Source organism: Copranaerobaculum intestinale (genome assembly GCF_009831105.1).
In the GTDB taxonomy this organism is placed as follows: Bacteria; Bacillota_I; Bacilli_A; order Erysipelotrichales; family Erysipelotrichaceae; genus Copranaerobaculum; species Copranaerobaculum intestinale.
Genome location: NZ_WUUQ01000001.1, coordinates 530,790 through 553,658, shown reverse-complemented (window position 1 = coordinate 553,658; position 22,869 = coordinate 530,790). Strand labels below are relative to the sequence as shown.

Sequence of the window (22,869 nt, the reverse complement as noted above, 5' to 3'; positions counted from 1 at the left end):
CATAACCTCTCTTTCTAATTCACCTGCTATCATAATCGTTCCCGATTAAAAAGACTGTCGATTGACAGTCAGATATTCATTTTTTTAGCATGCGGTAACCGACGCTGATTTGGGTTTGGATATACTCCGGTTCCGCGGTATTTTTTTCGATTTTCTTTCGCAGTGAAGCCATAAAGACCCGCAGTGACTGTGTATCAGATTCCAGGGTGGAATTCCAGATTTCCTTTAGAATATAGTTATGCGTCAGAACCTTTCCGACATGGTGTGCCAGCAGACAGAGCAGCTTATATTCAATTGGAGTGACATGGATCTCTGTATCGGCCATATACACGCAGCCTGCCTCATAATCAATCTTCAGATCACCGTTAATAAAGACCGTTTCATCCCGCAAACCCTGATCATAGGACATCTTTCGCAAAGCTACCCGGATTCGTGCCAGTAACTCATCTACACTGAAGGGTTTGGTCAGATAATCATCGGCTCCCAGATCAAGCGCCTGAATTTTATCACTGTCCTCACTGCGGGCACTTACAACGATGATCGGATTCTGGGTCCAGGTACGTACCTTAGTTATGTAATCTGTACCATCAAAATCCGGCAGCCCCAAATCCAAGATAATTACATCCGGATGATAAGAAGCCGTTTCCGTTATCGCTGTTTTTCCGTCTGATGCAGTATGAAACAAATATCCCTGTGTCTCCAGGGTTGTCGTTATCAGATTGCGTACTGCCTTATCATCCTCCACAACGAGAATCGTCGCTTTCTTCATGAAGTCTTACCTCCTCTATCTGTAATGTAAAACCAAAAATCGTTCCTTTTGGATAATTGTCAAGGACATATATTTTACCGCCATGCGCTTCAACGATTGACTTGCATAGGGCTAAGCCCAATCCCAGTCCGCGGCGGCGGTCACCGGTTTCATTATCAGCGGTATAAAACATATCAAAGATTGCTTCCTGATCCGCATCTGCAATACCCGGCCCGTTGTCGATTACCTCCACCACTGCAAGATCTGCATGACGAACCGCGGTGATTTCAATTTGTGATCCTTTCTGGGTATATTTTATCGCATTATCTACTAAATTGATAATTACTTGGACGATCAATTTCGGATCGACCTTTGCCATCAGCATGTCGTCGGGTATATGAGTCTTGATAATATGGTCAATACTTCGGCGATCCAGATGCTGAAGCGCTTCATTGATAACATCCTCCAACAATTCTCCATGCAGTGATAATTGCATATTTCCGTTTTCTGCCTTTGTAATCGCAAGCAAATTTTCCACTAAATTCTTCAACCACTCCGCATCATGATAAATATCGTCATAGATCTGGTGGCGTACATCATCCGATAGTGCAATCCCATTCTTCAACAGAATATCCGCATTGCCGGAGATTGAAGTCAGCGGTGTGCGCAGATCATGCGAAATTGCCCGCAGCAGATTGGCCCGCAGCCGTTCTTTTTCTGCTTCCATGGCAATTTTCTTTTTCGCCTCATTTAAAACGGACTTTTCCAAAGCAAAGGCCGTCTCATTCAGCATCGAAATCAGAATGGATCGTTCAAATTCCGGAAGCTCACCCTGCTTTTCCATTGCAATCCCGACTACCGCAAGGGTTTCATCATCCGTACGAACCGCAAAATAAAGAACCTTAGATGCTGGAAGTGTATTGGTTGAAGCTCCTGCAGAACGCTGGTTTTTTAAGACCCATTCTGCTACATTGTGTTCAAATTCGTTGGTATAAGATGTTTTTTCTTCCTCACTGATAAACGCATTACTGAAAATAGGAGCTTCCAGCCTTCCATCGGCGGCCGGATAAAAGATCACCAGACGATTCAATAGCTTGGCAATCTGCCGACAGCTGGCATGCATGATCTCATCCATGTTTTTCGCCATTTGAAGCATATGATCAGTTTCCAATAAAACTTCGGTCCGCCGTGATTTCATCGCGGACAGCCGTGCCTGTTTTTTCAAACGGGTCGTCATCGAATTTACGGTCAGCGCAACGATCAGCATGATCAAAAAGGTCAGCGGATATTCCGGTGCATACGCATTTAGGGTAAACCGCGGCTCGGTGAAAAAGTAATTAAAGACCAGCACAGAGATAACACAGGATACCACACTATACAGCCGTTCTTTCGCCATGACCGAGATTAACAGAATACCCAATATAAAAATGAGTACGATGTTCGCTTCATTCCATTGCGCATGATAAAATCCAATTCCGATCAACGTGCAAATCGATAAAATGATCGATGTTACAGAAAAATCCCATACGCTGAGTTTGGTTTTGCTGAGCACCGGATGTCTCGGTTTAGGCTGGTACACGCGGTCCGGGATAATGTAGATATCCATGTCCGGCGCGTACTCAGTAAGCTTTTCAACCAGAGATGCTTTCGGAAAGAAAGATGTATGGGAATTGGTTCTTCCTAATATAATCTGTGAAACATTGCGTGATTTTGCATATTCCGCAATCTGAAAAGCCACGTCATCTCCACTTACGGTCGCAATATGTGCGCCAAGCTGATGCGCTAGCTTCAAATTTCGTTTAAACTGGCTGTCCTGCATCAAAACGTCGCCATCCTGATCCGGTGTTTCTACATACAACGCGGTAAATTCACCATGATAAACATTCGCCATGCGGGCCGCAGTACGAATTACTTTTTCATTAGACGGTGAACTGCTTAAACAGATCAGCAGATGTTCCCGGACATGAAAGTCTTTTGTCTGCAGCTCCTGTTCTCGCAAGCGGTTCATGCGATCAGCACATCGGCGCATCGCGATTTCACGAAGGGCAGTCAGATTCTCCACTGTGAAAAAGTGTTCAACTGCCTGCTCTGCCTGTTTTTCCCGATATACTTTTCCTTCCCGCAGCCGTGCGATCAGCTCCTCCGGTTCAATATCCACCAATTCTACCTTGGCAGCCTGATCAAACAGTTTATCGGGAATGCGCTCATTTACTTTAATTTTCGTAATTGCGCTAACCATATCATTTAAACTTTCCAAATGCTGTACATTCACGGTCGTGTATACATTGATCCCCGCTCTAAGCAGTTCTTTGACATCATGATACCGTTTCGGATGACGGCTGCCTGCCGCGTTGGTGTGTGCGAGCTCATCTACCAGAATCAACTGCGGACGGCGCCGCAGGGCATTGTCCAGATCAAACTCTTCCAAATGGACCCCGCGATATTCAATCTGCTTTTTGGGAAGTATTTCCAATCCTTGTGTCAAGGCGTTTGTTTCCGGTCGGGCGTGAGGTTCTATATACCCAATGACGATATCAATGCCGCTTTTTTTCGCAACATGCGCAGCTTCCAGCATCGCATAGGTTTTGCCGACCCCAGCCGCATATCCAAAAAAAATTTTCAGTTTACCGGTACCTGAGGACTTATCAATTTTACTACCAGTCCGCCAAGCTTTTGAATCCTGTATTTGCTGTTCCACATTGACACCTCATCTCTTGATTTCTGAATTTTGAAACTATTATAACACATTATGAAACACCCGCCGTGCGGGTGCTGGGTTTATGAGATTATACCGATTTTCTGTGCAATTTCCAAATTGCACGCCAACACATTGACATGCTCTTCACCAAAGCTTCCTAACATCTTTGCGGTGGTATTTCGCTGTATGATCGCTTTCAGCTCAGATTTTGACAATCCGCTCGCTTTCGCAATTCCATCAACCTGGACAAGCGCTGCTTCCGGTGTAATATCCGGATCGAGACCGCTTCCGGATGCGGTAATCAAATCCATCGGAATATCTTTACGCTCTTTATCAGGATTTGCTTTCAAAAACTTCTGAATATCCTTTTCGATACGTTTTTTCAAATCCGGATTAGACGGCGCATAGTTATAAGAACCGCTGCTCAATCCCGCATACGTACCAGCCTTTTTCGCTTCGGCTGTATAGGTGTTGTATCCTACCGCGCTGGGACGTCCTTTGAAGAACCTTGCATCCTCAAAATCCTGACCGATCAGAGATGAGCCGACAACCTTGCCGCCGATTTCAATAAGGGAGCCGTTGGCCTGCTTCGGGAACAGCAGCTGCGATACACCGGTCAAAGCCAGCGGATATACAAAACCGCAGAGCACGATCATCGTAACCGCAAACACGAGTGCCGTACGAAGGGAATTCCAAACCTTTTTCATAACCATACCTCCTAAAATCCCAGCATGACCAACAAGGGAGCCACAAGGATATCAATGCATTTAATAGCGATAAACGGGCAAATAATACCGCCTAATCCATAGATCATCATATTTCTGCCCAGCATGCGCGAGGCGCTCATCGGACGATAGTGAACGCCTTTCATCGCCAGGGGAATCAAGCACGGAATAATCACCGCATTGAAAATCAAAGCGGATAATACTGCGCTGTACGGGGTACTCAAGTGCATGATATTCAACACGTTCATCTGTGGGATCGCGATTGTAAACATCGCCGGAATAATCGCAAAGTACTTTGCCACGTCATTCGCTATACTGAATGTAGTAAGAGAACCTCGAGTAATCAAGAGCTGCTTTCCGATTTCCACCACTTCCAGAATTTTGGTGGGATCACTATCTAAATCCACCATATTTGCGGCTTCCTTCGCTGCCGATGTACCGCTGTTCATCGCCAGTCCGACATCTGCCTGAGCGAGTGCCGGTGCATCATTGGTACCGTCTCCGGTCATCGCTACAATCTTGCCTTCCGCCTGTTCCTTTTTGATTGCTTCGATTTTATCTTCCGGTTTACATTCGGCAATATAACCATCTACACCGGCTTCAGCCGCAATAGTAGCGGCAGTCAAAGGGTTATCACCCGTACACATAATCGTTTTGATACCAATTTCCCGCAGCCGTGCAAAGCGTTCCACGAGTCCCGGTTTCACTGTATCCTTTAAATAGATAACGCCGTAGATGACTGCATCTGCCGCTACGACCAGCGGAGTTCCCCCGCATTTGGATACATCGTTGACATGCTCCTGCAGGTCTTTTGGTATCCTTCCGCCTAAGCTCCTCACATAGTTGATTATCGCGTCTGCTGCACCCTTGCGAATCTTTTGTGTCCCCTTCTCAATATCGATACCGCTCATTCTGGTTTGCGCTGTAAATTCCACAAAGTTTGTCGGTCCCAGTTTTTCCAGATCCACATGAACTCCCATCTGAGAAGCCAAATCGACAATCGACTTCCCTTCCGGTGTATCATCCTGCAGGGAAGCGATGACCGCATAACGGATGAGTTCTTCGGCCGCGATGCCCGCTACCGGAATAAACGCTGAAGCAAGCCGATTGCCATAGGTAATGGTACCGGTTTTATCAAGAATCATCGTATCCACATCACCGCATGCCTCTACCGCCTTGCCTGACATCGCGATAACATTGAAACGGGTCACTCGATCCATTCCGGCAATACCGATCGCCGACAGCAAGCCGCCGATCGTAGTAGGTATAAGACAGACAGTCAGTGCGATCAACGTTGATATTGCGATGGTTGTATTTGTGTATTTCGCAATCGGATACAGCGTAACGATTACGATTAAAAAGATCAATGTCAGTGATACCAGCAAGGTGCTTAATGCAATTTCATTTGGTGTCTTTTGACGCGATGCGCATTCTACCAAGGCAATCATTTTATCCAAAAAGGAATGTCCCGGCTGTGCAGTGATGGATACCTTGATCCAATCAGAAACTACAGTAGTGCCCCCGGTCACACTCGCGAAATCTCCGCCGCTCTCTTTTAATACCGGAGCCGATTCACCGGTGATTGCCGATTCATCAATGGATGCGATGCCTTCTATAATTTCTCCATCAGATGGAATTAACTCGCCAGCATTCACAAGAACGATATCACCGCGCTTCAATTCCGATGCGCTGATGCTTTCATATTCACCATCCTCCCGTAAGCGCCGCGCTGTGGTATCCTTACGGGTTTTCTTTAAGCTTTCCGCTTGTGCCTTGCCGCGTCCTTCCGCAACCGATTCAGCGAAGTTCGCAAACAGCACCGTGATCAATAAAATAAAAGCAACGATTCCATTGTATATTCTCAAATTCGCTCCCTGATCATGAAATAGATGGGGAAAGAACACAAGTATGACGGATATTAAGAATCCGATTTCCACAACGAACATGACCGGATTTTTCATCATATAGCGGGGACTGAGTTTTTTTACCGCTCCGATCAGCGATGTCTTTATCAGTTCGCCGCTTAAAAAGCTCGAAGTATTTTGTTTTTTCGACATGTTTCTTTCCCCTTTCTAAAGTGTCAGAAGCTCTGCGACCGGACCGAGTGCCAGAACCGGCAGGAAGGTCAGCGCCGCAAAAATAAGCACTACGACAACCAGCGTTATACTGAAGGTACCCGTATCCGTTCTCAGTGTGCCGGCAGTTGTATTAACAGCACGTTTCCGCAGCAGAGAACCCGCTATTGCCAATTGGATGATAATGGATAAATAACGGCCGAAGAACATTACCGTACCGGTCATCAAGTTCCAAAACATCGTATTATCCGCAAGTCCCTCAAAGCCGGAACCGTTGTTTGCCGCGGATGAGGCAAATTCATAGAGAATTTGGCTGAGGCCATGAAAACCTGGATTGGTAATACCAGCTAAGCCTGCCTGACAGATGACGGCCACGCTGGTGAAACCCAAAATCAGCAGCGGATGAATAATGATTGAAAGCGCCGCCAGTTTCATTTCCTTACCTTCAATCTTTTTGCCTAGATATTCCGGAGTCCTTCCAATCATCAAACCACATAGAAAAACCGCAAGTACCGCATATATCAGCATATTCATCAAGCCGACTCCAATCCCGCCGAACACTACATTCAGCATCATGTTCAGCATTGGTATGAAACCGCCAATCGGCGTAAGTGAATCATGCATATTGTTTACTGTACCGGTGGTGAAAGACGTCGTGACCGAAGTAAACAGCGAAGACTGGGCAATACCGAACCGCACCTCTTTGCCTTCCATATTTCCGGTCTGAACAATTCCCAGCCGGCTAAGTACCGGATTACCCTTGGATTCCGCGTAGAAGCAGATTCCAAGTCCGATCAAAAACAGAATACTCATGGCAAGAAAAATCGTTCTTCCATGTGATCCCATCAGGATTTTTTTGGATTTTTCCTTTTTTAATTCAGCTGCTTGTTTCAGACGATGCTGTTCATGAAGCATATGTCCGAAGGTTACCACACATGCCCCCGGAAGAATCATCATTGACAACAGTTCCGTTATATTGGTGAGGATATTGGGATTCTCCAGGGGATTTGCTGAGTTAGCACCGGTGAATCCACCTCCGTTTGTTCCTAAATGTTTAATTGATTCCAAGGCCGCGATAGGTCCTCTTGCGATATCCTGCATCTTCCCTTCAATCGTATACGCGGTTACCGGACCCTTCAGTGTCTGAGGCACTCCCTGTGAAACGAGTATCAGCCCGACGACAAATGCAGCCGGAATTAAGATACGCGTGATGCATCGGATCATATCTTCATAAAAATTACCCATGGAACGTCCTGACAGCCCTCTTACCATTGCCATGCAGGCAGAATATCCGCTTGCGGCAGAAGTGAACATCATGAAGATAATCACTGCCATCTGAGAGAAATAGGACAAACCGCTTTCCCCGGCATAATGCTGGAGATTGGTATTGGTCATAAAAGAGATAATCGTATTGAGCGAAAGACTTGACTCCATACCTCCTGCTTTATTCGGATTCAGAAACAATATTCCCTGAAGCCGAAGTATAACATATCCGATCAGCACCATTACCGCATTTACCAGCAGCAGGGTTAACGCATATTTCTTCCAGTTCATTTCACGAATATCAATATGCAGTATACGAAACAAGAAATGATCGACACGATCACACACCGGATCCGCAAACGTTCTCTGCTTCACAGCGACATGATACATATATTTTCCAACCGGGATAACCAATATCAAGAATAATCCCAATGTCAATCCTATCTGTAACATCTTTTTTCACCCTTTCCTAAAACTTTTCCGGGTTTATCAAAGCATATACCAGATATGCGATAACCGCGGCAATCACAAGCCATAAAAGCCACATCATTCATCCTCCTAATCATTTATGTATCTGCTTATCACACCAGAATACAAAAAGTCCCAGCAAACCAAATCCCATCAGCAAACTCAAAATCATCATGAAATCAAGCGTCATACTATCCACCCTTTCTCTTTAGGCAGGGTCATTATAGCAGTTCCGATACAAATACGGTGTTAAGCTTCGATGCTTCCGCATAAAGACGGTGTAAAGATTACCCGGGAAATAAAATCACACATAGGGGATACACAAGAATTGTTAAGTTTTTGTAAACATCATTGACGAGATATTCATATTTTGCCTAAAATGGGGAATACGATAAGGTAAAGGAGTGTTCATATGCCCCATATCATCCTATTTATGAAAGGCGCCGCGATCGGTGTGGCTACACTGATTCCCGGTGTAAGCGGCGGGACGATGGCAATCCTGCTGGGTGTATACGATCTTATGATCAATGGTATCAGCGATTTTCTGCAAGACTGGAAAAAATATCTGGTTCCCTTTATTGAACTGGGTTTGGGTGCTGTCACCGGCATCCTGCTGCTAAGCTCACTTGTTTCCAGCCTATTGAAAAGCTATGAAATCACAATGCAATTTTTATTCATCGGCATTATTCTCGGCGGACTGCCCGCTTTGATAAAAAAAAGCCGAAGCATGCATCACCAAAGCTTCGACTGGTCATATTTGATTGTAGGTATCATTTTGGTGCTGCTCACTGCCAGCACACCTCCGGCGTTGTTCTTTGCTGGTGATTCATTTTCATGGATAACCTTTGCCCTGCTGTTTATCTGCGGTATTGTCATCGCGGTGGCTCTCGTTCTGCCTGGGATCAGCGCTTCATTTCTATTACTGGTGCTGGGCATGTACCAATCCACACTCACAGCCATTCAGAACATGGATATGCTATTTCTTTTGCCCGTGGGATTGGGGATTGTTTTTGGAACTTTCGCCAGCGCAAAAGTAATCCGATATTTCTTAGAAAACTATCCTACAAAAACATATTTGCTGATAATTGGTTTCGTTGCCGGATCGTTATATGAGCTGCTCCCATCCCCGCAGCATTTACAAGCTTCCGTCATGATTCCCTCCATCCTATTCATGACACTTGGATTTCTGGCAACCCTCGCCTTATCCTGCTCCCATAAAAAAGAAAAAAGCTGACAGTTATGTGTCAGCTTTTATGATGCATAGAAGCCGTGCAGCTCATAAGCCTCCGCCATGGCATCATCCAGCACATTACCTCTCAGCACCGCGTACAGCTCTGATTCAGTTGCGATCACATAAGGAGAGAGCCAGAAAATACCGATCAATCCAAACGTAAAGGTATCTGCGATAACCCACAAAATATAGGATAAATCCAGGATGAAGGTGGCCCATTTATTATGTTTCATCATTGATTTGCTGATGGCAAAAGTACGGCTTGTGGAAAGCTCGCTGTTTTCAGCCAGAATATACGGTATCATCCGGTATTCGTAACCCTTGACGATACCGGGAATCACAAACAGCAGCGACCATAACGCAGTATACAAATCTCTGAGAAACATTACCCAGCAAATATGAAAATACCGAGAACCCTTAAATCCGTAGAAAATTGCTCCCAGTCTTGTTGATTCACTTCGATTCCGCATGAAATAATGACGCACACCTACATGGAGCGGATTCAGAACCATCAGATTAGCCAGCATAATCAATACACCGATCATCAGAAAAGAATGATCGCTTACCATTCTGGAAGCGATTGAATAGGTACTTCCGGGATTCACTTTCTCAGCTATTTTCTGATAATCCTCAATATCGTCCGCATTTTGAATCTCTGTTATATATGAATCAGCAGCTTGATCCTGATTCTGCATATCTCTGAATTCAACGACAAACGTAACCATACCAATTAATAAACAGGATATGACTGCACCCGCATAGAACTTGCGAAAACTCGCCTTGCCCCGTTCTTTTAGCTCGCTTCTTGTCCACATAAATAAAACCTCCTGCTACTACAGCATATCTATTCTACCACGTCTATATGATATGGCAAACGATAACTGTTTGAAATAGCTTCACTGAATGCTGCCTAGCGTCGCATGAACATAAGCAGGCAGTCCATAAGAGCTGCCTGCTATAAATTCATCTTTAAAGACGCTGTTCAAAGTAGTATTTGGTAAGAATACCAATACCGGTACCAAGCTTTCCTCCGTTTACCAGATGCGCTTTCGCGCTTCGCTGTAAGCTTGTCATTTCTTCATAATCGTTGGGATCGTCCATAATGTCATCAAATATACGTTCCTCCATCTGTCGATTCTCTGCATCGGTCTCAAGGATCGTAAAAAGTTTCTGAAACTGAACGATCCGACTATCAGCCGGCAACAGCTTCTGAAGCACCGGGGCCATTAGCCAGGAATCACAATAAAAGATCGGCGGAATAGGATGAAAATAAGCTGCTGCTTGCTTAAGTGCTGCTGTGCATTTTGAAAGCTCCAAATGTTCCTGTTCCGGAATATGGATATTGATGATAAGAGAGCGGCCTTTTAACAAATATATTTCTTCGCTATCTATTGTTTTATCAATCCCTTTTACCTCAAACTCGAGACAGCCAAGACGGACAATCCTGCCATCGATGATCCGATCGAGGAAACGCCACATGCCCCAAATAATACCCCACACCTGAAAGTAATGATAGTTGAGCTTTACCCACAACGTTAAATCCTGAGCGCCGTTCAAAAGAATTTCCGCATCCTCAGCATTCATTCGCCGATAACGCTCATAGAAAAATTCCAAATAGAGTGCCATGCATATTGAACCGGCATCATCACGCTGTTCAATATATTGAAAAAACGATTCACGGTGATGATAAAAAAGATGATGAAGACGTTGTTTTTCAGCTGCTGAAAATTGATACGCCTGAATACACTGCCATGCCTCATTCGGCAAAGCGATTGCTGATGCAAATTCCATTAGACTCCGCATAAAGGGTCTCCTTTCATAAAAAAACCTCCCGCAGGAGGTTACGTTCATCACTGAATATGCAAAGAAGAACAGTGATTACGATTTTCCTGATAACTTTTCTTATTAGTATTTTTCATCGTAACCACCTGCCTTTATGTGTGAATTCATTATATCATAAAGCTTTGATTATATAAACTAGGGATTGATAAAAAAAGAGGGATTACCCTCCCGACAGTATTAACTGTCTTAAGGTACCGCCTCTTTTTTAAATTACGCGATACAGCATGCTCTGTAAGGCAGGGTAAGGCTTATAGCCAAGATCCTGACTTACTACTTTACCATTCTTGATTACAAATAATGCAGGAATGGACTGAACTTTGAATTCAGCAGCCAGGTCCGCATGCTTGTCGACATTGATTTTCACAACCTTTGCCTTTCCTTCAAACTCTGCCGCCAGTTTTTCCATTTCCGGAGCCAACATTTTGCAGGGACCGCACCAATCTGCGAAGAAATCGACAAACAGGACGCCTTCTTCTTTTACCAATGCATCAAATTCATTTTTATCAGGGTGTAAAATAGCCATATTAAGATCATCCTTTCTTTTTTTACCAAATCTTTCTAATGAAACTATACTCAAGATACCACGCAACCAAATATCTGTCATTCCATTTGACCGGCTATTTCTATTTTACGTCCGCAAAAACAAAACATACCAAAAGGCAGCGATTCCTACCTTTTTCTTTATAGAAGTTTATGATCAAGGTCAAGGCAGCTGCGTTTTCCCGGCATCTCCCATGCTTCGTGATCCGTATGAAGAAGTTTTTCTGCCAAAGGCGAAAGCGGTTCTCCAAAGAAATCCTCATACAGCTTTAAAATAGATGGATTCTCATGTGAATAGCGAAGTGCTGCATGTTGATCCAGATCGTATAGTGTGTCAGAACGTACCTCCGCAAGCTCCTGACCATCATGAATAGGCTGACCGCCGCCGCCAGCGCAGCCTCCCGGACATGCCATAACTTCGATAAAGTCATAAGAAACCTCTTGGTTTTTTAAGGCCTCTATGAGTTTGCGGGCATTACCCAAACCGCTCACAACTGCAGTACGTAAAGTGGTATCACCAAGCTGAAAGGTTGATTCCTTCCAGCCTTTACCGCCCCGAACAGCTTTAAAAGCATCAGCCGGAGCATTTTCATGCAGAGCCAGATAATGGGCGCTTCGCAAGGCTGCCTCCATTACACCTCCGGTCGCTCCAAAGATCACGCCGGCCCCGGTTGCGGTTCCCAGCGGTGAATCAAGTGCTTCGTCCTTCAGATGGTGCACATTGATATGATCCGCTCTCAGCATCCGAATCAGTTCCCGCGTCGTGAGAACGACATTGACATCCTTACCGGTACCTACATCATCCATGGTCGGAAGATCACATTCTGACTTCTTGGCAACACATGGCATGATTGAAACAACAAAAATACGGCTTGCGTCAACCCCCAGCATTTGCGCAAAATATGTTTTTGCCACCGCGCCGAACATCTGATGCGGTGATTTAGATGTGGATAAATGGGATACCATTTCCGGAAACTGCGATTTCATAAAGCGTATCCATCCCGGACAGCAGGAGGTAAACATCGGCAATGTTTTCGCATCTCCTTTTTTGAGTCGTTCCAGCAGTTCACTGCCTTCTTCCATGATGGTTAGATCAGCCCCGAAATCAGTATCGAATACATAATCAAAGCCGATCGCCCGCAGTGCCGCAGCCATGCGTTCGACCGTTGCTTCGTCTCGGCTTAATCCCAACTCCTCACCCCAAGCAGCGCGCACTGCCGGCGCCATTTGAACCACCGTGATCTGATCAGGATCTTTCAAAGCCTGAAATACTTTCTGCGTATCGTCACGCTCATGAAGCGCACCGACCGGACAATGCGTAATACACTGTCCGCACAAGGAGCAGTCCGCTTCTTCGATACGGCGATTCAGCGACACGTTCACGGTCGTACGTGAGCCGGTGCCGGCCACATCCCATACCTGCAGATTCTGAATCTTATCGCACACCTGAATGCAGCGCATGCACTTTATACACTTATTGGATTCGCGGATCAGCGGAAAAAATCTGTTCCAGGGACTGTATTTTACCTGCTTTTCATAGGGCAGCGTATTGATATTCAAATCATTGGCAAGCGTTTGCAGGGCACAGTTTCCGCTGCGGACACACCACGCACATTCACAATCATGCTGCGATAAGATCAATTCAACATTGGTGCGGCGGGTTTCCCGTACTTTGGGACTATTGGTGTGAATCACCATGCCGTCCTGTACAATGGTATTACATGCGGTGATAAGCTTGGAAGCACCATCCATTTCTACCATACAGACCCGGCATGCACCGATCTCGTTCAAATCTTTTAAATAACACAAATGAGGAATTTCAATATCAGCTGATCGAGCCGCATCCAGAATCGTCATTCCTTCTGCCGCTTCTATCACTTTTCGATCTATTGTTAGGGTTACCATTTTGTCGATCTTCCTCCTTTAAATACGCCGAAGCCAAAATGATCACAGCGCAGGCACCGTGAAGATTCCTGCTTTGCTTCTTCACAAGTAAAGCCAAGCTCAATCTCATCGAAATCATGCTTGCGTTCACTCGCATCACGTACTTTCAACTGTACTCTGCCGCATTTTGGACGGTCAGTGCCTTTTGCATCCGGTATCTTCACATCGCAGGAAATACTGTGATTGTATCCTAGATATGTGTCAATGTTGGCTGCCGCAACCTTTCCCGCCGCAATCGCACGGATAACAGTGGCCGGTCCGGTCACACAGTCACCACCGGCAAATATCCCTTCCATTTTATCAATTCCGCTGTGATCAAGCGCTGAAATAGCGCCTCGCTTTATCGGGATTCCAGCGTCTTCAAAGGGCTTAGATTCGATACCCTGACCAATCGCAACAACTACAATATCACACGGTATCCGCTTTTCTTCAGCCATAGCACGTTTGGGACCAGGCCGGCCACGATCATATTTACCGATGATCTGCGGCTGTACCCAAAGTGCCGTTACCCGCTTTGCTTCATCCAGCTCAATTCGTACCGGCGCCTGAAGCTCCAGCACTTCACAGTCTTCTTCAAGCGCTCCTTCTATTTCATCCCAGAGCGCAGTCATATCCTGTTTACGGCGGCGATAAGCAATTCCTACCTTGGCTGCACCCAGCCGTTTAGCCGAACGCGCAACATCCATAGCCACATTTCCTCCGCCGATCACAATAACTCGTTTGCCTTCAAAATCCGGCATGATATCATCACCGATATTTCTAAGCATTTCTACCGCGGATATTACATTCACACCATCTTCACCGGGAATACCAACCTTTTTATCCGTCTGAGCCCCGATTGATAGATATACAGCATCATAATCTCGATCCAAATCACAAAGCGGAATATCATCGCCGATACTTACTTCGGTATGCACTTCAATTCCGGTCGACAACAAGGTTTGTATCTCTTCATCCAAACGCGCACGGGGCAGCCGATAATTAGGAATGCCATACCTAAGCATACCGCCCAACTTTTTACGTTTTTCAAATACAACTGCCTGATGTCCCATCTGCTGTAAATAATAGGCAGCGCTCAAACCTCCGGGGCCGCCCCCGACGACGGCTACCTTCTTTCCGGTAGACGCCGCATTAGCCTGCGGTTTAACAACGCCTGCCTGATCAACCGCATAACGTTTTAAACCGCGGATATTAATCGGATTATCCAACATATTACGACGGCACCGCGCTTCACACGGATGTTCGCAGATAAAGGCACAAACCGCCGGAAACGGATTATCTTTACGGATCAAACGCACTGCATCCTCATATCGTTCTTCCCCGATCAAAGCAATATAACCCGGCACATCAACACCAGCCGGACACAAGGCTACACACGGGACCGGTTGATTCAAGGAGCAGGTACAGCGTCCATGAAGAATATGCTCCTCATAGTCATCCCGAAATCCTTGAACTCCCCGCAGCACCATATCTGCTGCTTCATAGCCGATCGCACAGTCCGCACTGTCAGAAATATTTTGTGCGGTCTTTTCAATCAAATCGATTGTATCCAGCGTTGCCCGGCCCTCCAGCACATCATCAATAAGCGCTTGCAGCTGAGCCAGACCGACCCGGCATGGAACACATTTACCGCATGTCTGAGCATGACACAGCTTTAGAAAAGCGGATGCCATATCCACCGGACAAAGACCGGGAGGACTGGCTATGATCCGCCGTTCCAGATCCTTATACAATTCCTCAATCACAACCTGTGCTTGTGTCTGAGTCATAATGGTTAATCTGCTCATGTGATTACCTCCTCTTTCTCATAAGAAACATATGCTTGGTTTAAAAATGTAAGCGTTTAAATTTTTCTCATATACAGATAATACTCCAATCCTGACAAATTGAAAACATCTTTTTTAATCTTTACGAATACATGAGCTTATTGTATAAATACAAGAAACAATTTATATATTTTGTTTACCTGACATACAAAAAATTTTGCTTATAACACATAGAATCGATATAATAAAAGACATAAGGAGGTAGCTGCTTATGGAAGGTACGTTACGCAGAGTTCATATTTTAAAGACAATTACATCCAGTTCAAAACCAATTTCCGCAACCGCTTTGGCCCAACAATATCATGTCAGCCGCCAAATTATTGTCGGTGATATCGCCCTGCTCAGAGCCGCCGGACATGAGATTTTCGCAACCCCCCGCGGCTATCTGATTCAATCCATCGCAACAGCCTGCAGCTTCACCATTGCGTGTGTCCATCAGCCGAAAGATACCCGTGATGAATTATATGCCATCGTCGATGCGGGAGGTACAGTTTTGGATGTCATCGTAGAGCATCCTGTTTATGGACAGCTGTGCGGGCAGCTTAATCTGCATTCCCGAAATGATGTCGATGATTTCATGAAACAGATTGAAGCAAATCATATTCAGCTGCTGTCCTCTTTAACTGAAGGGATTCATCTGCATCGCATTACCTGTGAACATGAATCGGTACGCAAAACGATTTTGGCTGCGCTTCAAAGCAAAGGATATCTCTACGATCATCAACAATAATATATATTTGACAGATCCTAGGACCCTCACTATAATAGTAAAGACATGTGTCATGACACATAGGAGGGACAAGAATGAAACAAATGCATGCGCGTATACAGCGAATGGTACTCTCAGCCTTATTGATTGCCATAGGGATTATCATTCCGATGTTTTCCCCGATAAGAATTGTCATTGAACCTGCCAGCTTTACCCTGGCATCTCATGTAGCCATTATCATAGCGATGTTCATATCACCGTTTAGTGCCGCGGCAGTTGCGGCTGGTACTACCATCGGCTTCTTTTTTGGTGGATTTCCCATCACGGTCGTAGCCAGAGCAGGTTCTCAGCTTATATTTGCTGTAGCCGGAGCCTGGTATTTGCGTAAGCATCCGGACGTATTCACAAGCTTATGGCACAGTCTTGCCTTTGTTCTTATCATTAGTTTGCTTCATGCGGTTGGTGAGGTGATTGCCGTACTGCCATTTTATATCAACGGATCACTGCCAAGCAATGCCTTTTTGTATCAGGTGCTGATACTTACCGGAGTCGGTACCGTCATACATAGCTGTGTAGACTTTATCTTATCACTGGCTGTTTGGAATTACCTGCTAGCGGTACGATCAATTGCCGACAGCGCTGTCGTAAAGAAAGTGAAGTGGAGTTTCCGTCATCAGTCAGCAGCGGAGACCATTTGATAAATGAGGTTGAAATAAGCATAGATAATAAATTTGAAAAAACAATATAAAACACTTTTACCAAAGCAATGTTCATAATCGGATAGATTTTCAGAAGCTACAAATTTCCGTATATACCGATATAAATCGGTGTAAAAGCATATACGTTGCTGAATTAAATTTTTAAATCAGCCGTTTACATTGATATCCAGGATTCAGACTTACAGAAATTGCATATAAAAACGGGAAATCTCCCGTTTTTTTATTTTCCTGCTTCATCAATATATTTTCGGATATTGGAAGCATTACTGAATTTTGATACATTCTCATCATTCAATACAACTAGGGTCGGCGCCTGCATAACATCATACTGCCGAGTCAGCTCTTCATTTTCCTGAGCATCTATGGTCTGGTATTCAATGCCCGCATCACTCAGCAGCTTCTCTGCGATCTTACAGTTAGGACATGTTTTCGTCTTAAACAAAAGTATCTTGTCCCCGCGCTGCGCATTTACGGTTTCTTCAGGTGCGCTTTCACAATCGGTAAGAGCACCCTTTCCTTTTAGGATGGAATGTCCGATGTCATAAACCTTACGCTCTTTAAACTCTTGAGATTTTCCGGCATTCCAGTTCTGAACCGGACGATAGTAACCGGTAATACGACTATACACTTCAGTTACTTCTCCGCAATGCGGACACGTATACTGTTCACCCGCCAGATAGCCGTGATTCTTACAAATAGAATAGGTAGGTGACAGTGTATAGTAAGGCAGCTTGTAATTGCTGGCAATCTTACGAACCAAGGATGCGGCAGCGTCCCAGGTCGGCAGCTTCTCACCTAAAAAGGCATGGAATACTGTACCTGAGGTATACAGTGTTTGCAGTTCATCCTGTACATCCAAAGCATCAAAGATATCCTCAGTAAAGCCCACTGGAAGATGAGAACTGTTTGTATAGTACGGTGTATTCCCATTCTCCGTTGCGGTAATGATATCCGGATACTGCTCTACATCATGCTTAGCAAAACGATACGTCGTAGATTCTGCCGGTGTTGCTTCCAGATTATACAGATCGCCGTATTCCTCCTGATAGATCACCAAACGTTCACGCATATGATTTAAGACTGCTTTTGCAAATTCCTGAGTTTCTTTATGGGTCAGATCTTTTCCCAGCCAGTTGGCATTCAGTCCTACTTCATTCATACCGATCAGCCCGATCGTAGAGAAGTGGTTATCAAAGGTACCTAAATACCGCTTTGTATAAGGATACAATCCTTCATTCAGCAGTTTTGTGATAATCGTTCGCTTTACCTTCAGGGAACGTGCAGATACATCCATCAAGCGATCGAGACGATTATAGAAATCCTGTTCATTTTTCGCCAAATAAGCAATGCGCGGCATATTGATGGTAACGACACCAACAGATCCCGTGCTTTCACCGCTGCCAAAGAAACCACCGGATTTACGGCGCAGTTCCCGCAGGTCTAAACGCAGTCGGCAGCACATGCTGCGTACATCACTCGGCTCCATATCACTGTTTACATAATTAGAGAAATAAGGTGTACCGTATTTCGCTGTCATTTCAAACAGCAGCCGATTATTTTCATTATCTGACCAATCGAAATCTTTGGTAATGGAATATGTCGGAATCGGATATTGGAATCCGCGTCCATTGGCATCACCCTCGATCATAATTTCGATGAAGGCTTTGTTTACCATATCCATTTCTTTCTGACAATCCTTATAACGGAAATCCATCTCTTTACCGCCGACAATGGCATTTAATTCTCCCAAATCGTTCGGAACGACCCAGTCTAATGTAATATTCGAAAACGGCGCCTGCGTGCCCCAGCGACTCGGTGTATTCACCCCGTAAATGAAGGATTCTACACATTTTTTCACCTGATCATAGGGCAGATTATCCACCTTAACGAACGGAGCCAAATACGTATCAAAGGATGAGAATGCCTGTGCGCCAGCCCATTCATTCTGCATTATGCCTAAGAAGTTTACCATCTGATTACAAAGCGTTGCCAGATGAGAGGCCGGCTTAGAAGTAATTTTACCGGTGATACCGCCCAAGCCCTCCTGTATCAGCTGCTTCAGTGACCATCCGGCACAATATCCTGTCAGCATGGAAAGATCATGAATATGAATATCCCCGTTGCGATGAGCATTCGCAACTTCTTCATCATAGATCTCCGACAGCCAGTAGTTAGCAGTTATCGCACCGCTGTTGCTTAAAATTAAACCACCGACAGAATATGTTACAGTAGAATTTTCCTTTACTCGCCAATCAATAGACTTCACATAGCTGTCAACCAGTTCTTTATAGTCCAGGATCGTTGACTTCATATTTCTTACTTTTTCGCGCTGTTTACGGTATAGGATATACGCTTTCGCAACATCCGCATAATCTGCTTGAATCAATACCGATTCAACCGAATCCTGAATATCCTCTACGGCGATTTTGCCATCCTTGATCTTTGGTTCGAAATCTGCTGTTACACGCAGGGCGAGCATATCGATAATACTTGGATGATACTGTTTCTCCTGTGCTTCAAATGCCTTGGTAATCGCGCTGCTAATTTTTGTGATATCAAAATCCAGCGTTTTCCCGTCTCTTTTAATTACCTTATACATAGTCATTCATTCTTCCTTTCTATATCTCTATCCCACGCACCTGCGTATTTGGAATATATAAACGCAATAACTCTTGGAACTGTTTCATGGTTTCTTTTTCATGAGCGTGAAGTCCTGGCCGAATCACCCGTTCACTGTCCACATATGACTGCAAATACAGTGCTGAAGCGCCTCTCAGCCACTCTCCCATTGCCCTGATGGAAGCTTCATCATGAAGCTCTTTGACCACCGTTGTACGAAATTCATAAGGTATATTTCCGTTCATCAGCAGCTGAACACTTTCTTTTACCGGTTCCAGATTATATGTGTTAAGACCGATTGTTTCCGCATAACGCTCCGGTGAATTTTTAATGTCCATCGCCACATAATCAACCAAGCCGGCATCAATCAATTCCTTCAGCCGTTTCGGATTGGTGCCGTTTGTATCTATTTTCACCGGATAACCCAATTCCTTTATTTTTCGTAAGAATCCATCAATGTGTTTCTGAAGCAGCGGTTCACCCCCGCTGACACAGACACCCTCTAAAATTCCCTGTCGTTTTTTTAAAAACTTCAGCACATCCTCCTGCGGAATCTCCGCTGTATTTTCTGGAAGAAATACCAAATCGGCATTATGGCAGAATGGACAGCGATAATTACAGCCACCGGTAAAAATCGTACAAGCCATCTTCCCCGGATAATCCAACAACGTCAGCTTTTGAAGTCCAAACAGCTTCACAGTATCCTCATCATCCTCTTCATACCGACGAGCGTTTTCTACGATCTTTGCCTGTAATCGGTCAAATTCTTCACTTTCCTGCTGTGTTAGATTCTTCGTTAGGCGTTCCCACCACTCTCTGCGCATCAAATATATCTTTCCGATAATTGCCTTAGTCTTTTCCGTTGTATATAAACAGCGAACCCGCTTATCCTGCTGGCTTGCCCGGGTAGTAACATAACCAAGCTCCTCCAGCTTCTGTACTCCCTTGGTAATCGTTCCCTTGTCAAAGCACCCCATCACCGCAAGTGTCTGCATGCTGATTCCTTCATTCTCATAAATCAGCATCAGATAGATCAACTGACCGGAGCCAAGCTGGGTATCCAGCAGCTGCTTATCCAAATACTTCTGCGTACAGCGATATAGAATGGAATTATTCATCATCATCGTATTACTGCTGTCCATGCTTACCTCCTTGTAATTAGTTGACCTTTCAACCATTATAATAATAGCACAGCATATAATCCTTTTCAACTGAATCGTATGGAAAGTTTTGACGAACAAATAGACAAAATTTACTTTTATAATATTTATTAAATAAACTGTATTAATTATTACAATTTATCAAAATAAAAGGCATATCCTTTTTCCAGAATCTGCCTTTTACTACTGCTATGGAATTAAAATATGTGCGGACATTCTCACCCGATCAAGGAATGTAGTTTCCTTTGGCACTTCAATAACCGTCTTTTCTTCATCCCGATGAATCGTTGCCATACTTTTCTTTAAACGATGGAGCGGAAGCTCTTCCAGCTTCTTTTCCATCAGCTTCATTTTATGGTACTGACGGTAGGTAGAAACAGCGGAAATGGCCGCAGCGGCGGTTCCGGCTACCAACGCAGCTTTCACAAATTTCTTCACAGACATTCCTCCTTCTTATATCTTTCATTATAACCCTTTTTTACAAAAAGGAAACCAAAAGCAAAGAATCCCATAAATTCACACTTCGTTTACAAGAAAATCGAAAAAAAACATTACAATTCTTCAATTCTCTCTTCATCATACAAAATATACGCTATAATAAGGATACAGAGAGGTACGTCATGATCAAAAAGAAAAATGGCTTTACATTAGTGGAAATCATAGTTGTACTGCTGATCCTAGCGATTCTGGCGGCAATTTCTATACCATCGATGATCGGTTATGTGAATAAGGCGCGGGAATCAGAACTCATCGCAGAAGCGCATAATGTACTGGTTGCCGGCAAGGCTGAGGCAACAAAATTGAACGCACGGGGTAAACTGGCATCCTTACCAACTGATTCTGATATTCATAAGGAAATCATGGAGAAAGCAAATATCGATGGTAAGCTGATTTCAATCTCCTTAAATCAAAGCCGGACAAGCTGCGGTGACTTTGTCGTTCAGATCAATGGAAAATACGTCAGCTATCATGATGTGAAAAAAGAATTCACGATTTTGGATAAGGCACCATCAGGACACAGCTCTGAACAGATACGCGATACCCTGCTGAGCGATGATTTTCTGAGTGTTATCAATCGGTACTTCTCACTTGGCAGTCATCCGGAGCGGCTTGATTCTGAAGGGCCCAATACCGGAAAAGAACTGAAAGAGCTGTTTGAATCATGGGGATTCAATACAGACAGCTTCAGCTACCGCATTTACAAAAAATACGGCGGCAGCAGTAATACGATTACGATCAGTATGGAAAAATTGTCAAAGGATAGTATTGGCAAAACCGTGGAAGTGATTCAATACGATTACGGTAACAGTTCTGATTTCTCCAAAGCGCCAACCATAAAAAAAGCCACCGTACCAGTGGTCAGTAAAACAGAAAAAGATAAAGACGGAAATCCGGTTACATATCCGGTTTTTGATCTAGGAAATGTCGATTGGAAAAACGAATAAACAAAAAAAGCCTTCAAGCTTTCCTTGCCGAAGACTTTTTTATACCTGCCTCTACATTGAGCGGTCGTTACTGATCATTGAGAAGAACGATAAGAGATACAAACCACAGATTCCTACTACGATATAGATGATTCGCGCCAGCCAGCCTGTTCCAAACAGGAAAGCAACCAGATTGAAATCAAATAAACCGATCAGGCCCCAGTTTACCGCTCCGATAATGGTAATACACAACGCTATATAGTTTAATGTTTTCATACTTCATACCTCCACTGCATATAGTGTGTACCAAAATGCATGATTTATACATCGTCTGCGCTTTTGTTTTCCAATATTTTCTAATACTGTATGTTTACAGCAGACACCCATCGGGCAGGATCGTATAAGTTAAACTTTTCCTATGCTTCATCATCAAGAAGGGACATCTTAAATTCCATAAAAAAGTCGTAGTCGGCTTTCCTATAATTGACATATAGATTATACGCTGTTTTTCATACGCGCTGATTAGATTTCCTTTTTGATTTGGGAAGAGCGGTGATCGGCTCCAATATTTCAACTATCTGAACAGCCAGTGTCCGATTTTCGATATCCAGAATATAATGTTCTTTCGCACCAGCATACGGAACGGCTGTATCTGCATGCTTCATGAGGGAAGAAACAGCATCCAACTGTTTTACATAAACCGTGTTGTCGCAGACAAGCAGGATTGGTTTATCGTTCACATATACCATATACTCACCAAACATTTTCCGATAGCGTATCATTCCGCTGCCGCGTATCTGATCACAAACAAATTCAATAAAGTCCTGTGTCGTTGCCATATAAACCCCTCATTTCTGATTATTGATTCCAGTATACCA

20 protein-coding genes are annotated in these 22,869 nt (G+C 44.3%); 4 read left to right on the top strand and 16 right to left on the bottom strand.

What is annotated here, in order from left to right; all coding sequences use genetic code 11:
* Positions 1-76: 76 nt before the first annotated feature.
* The 6 genes from GSF08_RS02725 to kdpF form a co-directional block, all read right to left on the bottom strand.
* Positions 77-769, bottom strand: a complete 693-nt coding sequence (locus tag GSF08_RS02725) for a response regulator (RefSeq protein WP_160624335.1) — start codon at positions 767-769, stop codon at positions 77-79.
* Positions 735-3,446, bottom strand: a complete 2,712-nt coding sequence (locus GSF08_RS02720; protein ID WP_347337976.1) for an ATP-binding protein — start codon at positions 3,444-3,446, stop codon at positions 735-737. Before GSF08_RS02720 ends, GSF08_RS02725 begins: the two co-directional genes overlap by 35 nt.
* A gap of 80 nt (positions 3,447-3,526) precedes the next feature.
* A complete protein-coding gene (kdpC, locus tag GSF08_RS02715; RefSeq protein WP_160624334.1) occupies positions 3,527-4,153 on the bottom strand; it encodes a potassium-transporting ATPase subunit KdpC in 627 nt (208 codons plus the stop codon).
* A gap of 11 nt (positions 4,154-4,164) precedes the next feature.
* Positions 4,165-6,228, bottom strand: a complete 2,064-nt coding sequence (gene kdpB / locus GSF08_RS02710) for a potassium-transporting ATPase subunit KdpB (protein WP_160624333.1) — start codon at positions 6,226-6,228, stop codon at positions 4,165-4,167.
* A 15-nt stretch (positions 6,229-6,243) separates the two neighbouring features.
* Positions 6,244-7,962: a potassium-transporting ATPase subunit KdpA gene (locus GSF08_RS02705; protein ID WP_160624332.1), complete on the bottom strand. Its 1,719-nt coding sequence runs from the start codon at positions 7,960-7,962 to the stop codon at positions 6,244-6,246.
* Positions 7,963-7,978: 16 nt separating this feature from the next.
* Positions 7,979-8,056 (bottom strand): K(+)-transporting ATPase subunit F, encoded by a 78-nt coding sequence (gene kdpF / locus GSF08_RS11745; protein WP_430641191.1) that lies wholly within the window; start codon positions 8,054-8,056, stop codon positions 7,979-7,981.
* 333 nt (positions 8,057-8,389) lie between these two features.
* Between kdpF and GSF08_RS02695 the strand changes: the two genes are divergently transcribed.
* Positions 8,390-9,211 (top strand): DUF368 domain-containing protein, encoded by an 822-nt coding sequence (locus tag GSF08_RS02695; protein ID WP_160624331.1) that lies wholly within the window; start codon positions 8,390-8,392, stop codon positions 9,209-9,211.
* Between the two features lie 17 nt (positions 9,212-9,228).
* Here GSF08_RS02695 and GSF08_RS02690 read toward each other — a convergent pair whose 3' ends face one another.
* The 5 genes from GSF08_RS02690 to GSF08_RS02670 all read right to left on the bottom strand — a co-directional run bounded on the left by GSF08_RS02690 (position 9,229) and on the right by GSF08_RS02670 (position 15,321).
* Positions 9,229-10,023 carry a DUF975 family protein gene (locus GSF08_RS02690; protein WP_160624330.1) on the bottom strand — a complete coding sequence of 265 codons (795 nt, stop codon included), beginning with the start codon at positions 10,021-10,023 and terminating at the stop codon, positions 9,229-9,231.
* Positions 10,024-10,177: 154 nt separating this feature from the next.
* The gene (locus GSF08_RS02685) at positions 10,178-11,011 is read right to left on the bottom strand and encodes a hypothetical protein (RefSeq protein WP_160624329.1); all 834 of its coding nucleotides are present in this window, start codon (positions 11,009-11,011) and stop codon (positions 10,178-10,180) included.
* A gap of 244 nt (positions 11,012-11,255) precedes the next feature.
* Entirely contained in the window at positions 11,256-11,573 is a 318-nt protein-coding gene (gene trxA / locus GSF08_RS02680) for a thioredoxin (protein WP_160624328.1), read from the bottom strand.
* A gap of 158 nt (positions 11,574-11,731) precedes the next feature.
* Positions 11,732-13,495: an NADH-dependent [FeFe] hydrogenase, group A6 gene (locus tag GSF08_RS02675; RefSeq protein WP_160624327.1), complete on the bottom strand. Its 1,764-nt coding sequence runs from the start codon at positions 13,493-13,495 to the stop codon at positions 11,732-11,734.
* On the bottom strand, positions 13,489-15,321 hold the full coding sequence (locus GSF08_RS02670; RefSeq protein WP_160624326.1) for an NAD(P)-binding protein: 1,833 nt from the start codon (positions 15,319-15,321) through the stop codon (positions 13,489-13,491). Before GSF08_RS02670 ends, GSF08_RS02675 begins: the two co-directional genes overlap by 7 nt.
* Before the next feature lie 250 nt (positions 15,322-15,571).
* Here GSF08_RS02670 and GSF08_RS02665 point away from each other — a divergent pair, with 250 nt between their 5' ends.
* Both GSF08_RS02665 and GSF08_RS02660 read left to right on the top strand, forming a co-directional pair.
* The gene (locus GSF08_RS02665) at positions 15,572-16,090 is read left to right on the top strand and encodes a transcription repressor NadR (protein ID WP_160624325.1); all 519 of its coding nucleotides are present in this window, start codon (positions 15,572-15,574) and stop codon (positions 16,088-16,090) included.
* A 74-nt stretch (positions 16,091-16,164) separates the two neighbouring features.
* The gene (locus tag GSF08_RS02660; protein WP_160624324.1) at positions 16,165-16,767 is read left to right on the top strand and encodes a hypothetical protein; all 603 of its coding nucleotides are present in this window, start codon (positions 16,165-16,167) and stop codon (positions 16,765-16,767) included.
* A gap of 241 nt (positions 16,768-17,008) precedes the next feature.
* On the opposite strand, the gene GSF08_RS02655 is transcribed toward GSF08_RS02660, so the two are convergent.
* The 3 genes from GSF08_RS02655 to GSF08_RS02645 all read right to left on the bottom strand — a co-directional run bounded on the left by GSF08_RS02655 (position 17,009) and on the right by GSF08_RS02645 (position 21,005).
* Entirely contained in the window at positions 17,009-19,387 is a 2,379-nt protein-coding gene (locus tag GSF08_RS02655) for a ribonucleoside triphosphate reductase (protein ID WP_160624323.1), read from the bottom strand.
* A gap of 19 nt (positions 19,388-19,406) precedes the next feature.
* Positions 19,407-20,549, bottom strand: coding sequence for an anaerobic ribonucleoside-triphosphate reductase activating protein (locus GSF08_RS02650; RefSeq protein WP_160624322.1), 1,143 nt, complete (start codon positions 20,547-20,549; stop codon positions 19,407-19,409).
* A 207-nt stretch (positions 20,550-20,756) separates the two neighbouring features.
* On the bottom strand, positions 20,757-21,005 hold the full coding sequence (locus tag GSF08_RS02645) for a hypothetical protein (RefSeq protein WP_160624321.1): 249 nt from the start codon (positions 21,003-21,005) through the stop codon (positions 20,757-20,759).
* Between the two features lie 182 nt (positions 21,006-21,187).
* Between GSF08_RS02645 and GSF08_RS02640 the strand changes: the two genes are divergently transcribed.
* A complete protein-coding gene (locus GSF08_RS02640) occupies positions 21,188-22,012 on the top strand; it encodes a prepilin-type N-terminal cleavage/methylation domain-containing protein (protein WP_160624320.1) in 825 nt (274 codons plus the stop codon).
* Positions 22,013-22,063: 51 nt separating this feature from the next.
* Here GSF08_RS02640 and GSF08_RS02635 read toward each other — a convergent pair whose 3' ends face one another.
* Positions 22,064-22,267, bottom strand: coding sequence for a DUF378 domain-containing protein (locus GSF08_RS02635; protein WP_160624319.1), 204 nt, complete (start codon positions 22,265-22,267; stop codon positions 22,064-22,066).
* Between the two features lie 233 nt (positions 22,268-22,500).
* The gene (locus tag GSF08_RS02630; RefSeq protein WP_160624318.1) at positions 22,501-22,830 is read right to left on the bottom strand and encodes a TfoX/Sxy family protein; all 330 of its coding nucleotides are present in this window, start codon (positions 22,828-22,830) and stop codon (positions 22,501-22,503) included.
* Positions 22,831-22,869: the final 39 nt, after the last annotated feature.

Bases quoted from the DNA above. Each gene is read 5' to 3' on its own strand.
- GSF08_RS02630 (WP_160624318.1), bottom strand. From the start codon at position 22,830: ATGGCAACGACACAGGACTTTATTGAATTTGTTTGTGATCAGATACGC.
- GSF08_RS02660 (WP_160624324.1), top strand. From the start codon at position 16,165: ATGAAACAAATGCATGCGCGTATACAGCGAATGGTACTCTCAGCCTTA.
- GSF08_RS02665 (WP_160624325.1), top strand. From the start codon at position 15,572: ATGGAAGGTACGTTACGCAGAGTTCATATTTTAAAGACAATTACATCC.
- GSF08_RS02670 (WP_160624326.1), bottom strand. From the start codon at position 15,321: ATGAGCAGATTAACCATTATGACTCAGACACAAGCACAGGTTGTGATT.
- GSF08_RS02695 (WP_160624331.1), top strand. From the start codon at position 8,390: ATGCCCCATATCATCCTATTTATGAAAGGCGCCGCGATCGGTGTGGCT.
- trxA (WP_160624328.1), bottom strand. From the start codon at position 11,573: ATGGCTATTTTACACCCTGATAAAAATGAATTTGATGCATTGGTAAAA.
- GSF08_RS02705 (WP_160624332.1), bottom strand. From the start codon at position 7,962: ATGTTACAGATAGGATTGACATTGGGATTATTCTTGATATTGGTTATC.
- GSF08_RS02650 (WP_160624322.1), bottom strand. From the start codon at position 20,549: ATGGACAGCAGTAATACGATGATGATGAATAATTCCATTCTATATCGC.
- GSF08_RS02725 (WP_160624335.1), bottom strand. From the start codon at position 769: ATGAAGAAAGCGACGATTCTCGTTGTGGAGGATGATAAGGCAGTACGC.
- GSF08_RS02675 (WP_160624327.1), bottom strand. From the start codon at position 13,495: ATGGTAACCCTAACAATAGATCGAAAAGTGATAGAAGCGGCAGAAGGA.
- kdpC (WP_160624334.1), bottom strand. From the start codon at position 4,153: ATGAAAAAGGTTTGGAATTCCCTTCGTACGGCACTCGTGTTTGCGGTT.
- GSF08_RS02655 (WP_160624323.1), bottom strand. From the start codon at position 19,387: ATGTATAAGGTAATTAAAAGAGACGGGAAAACGCTGGATTTTGATATC.
- GSF08_RS02640 (WP_160624320.1), top strand. From the start codon at position 21,188: ATGATCAAAAAGAAAAATGGCTTTACATTAGTGGAAATCATAGTTGTA.
- kdpB (WP_160624333.1), bottom strand. From the start codon at position 6,228: ATGTCGAAAAAACAAAATACTTCGAGCTTTTTAAGCGGCGAACTGATA.
- GSF08_RS02635 (WP_160624319.1), bottom strand. From the start codon at position 22,267: ATGAAAACATTAAACTATATAGCGTTGTGTATTACCATTATCGGAGCG.
- kdpF (WP_430641191.1), bottom strand. From the start codon at position 8,056: ATGTGGCTTTTATGGCTTGTGATTGCCGCGGTTATCGCATATCTGGTA.
- GSF08_RS02685 (WP_160624329.1), bottom strand. From the start codon at position 11,011: ATGCGGAGTCTAATGGAATTTGCATCAGCAATCGCTTTGCCGAATGAG.
- GSF08_RS02690 (WP_160624330.1), bottom strand. From the start codon at position 10,023: ATGTGGACAAGAAGCGAGCTAAAAGAACGGGGCAAGGCGAGTTTTCGC.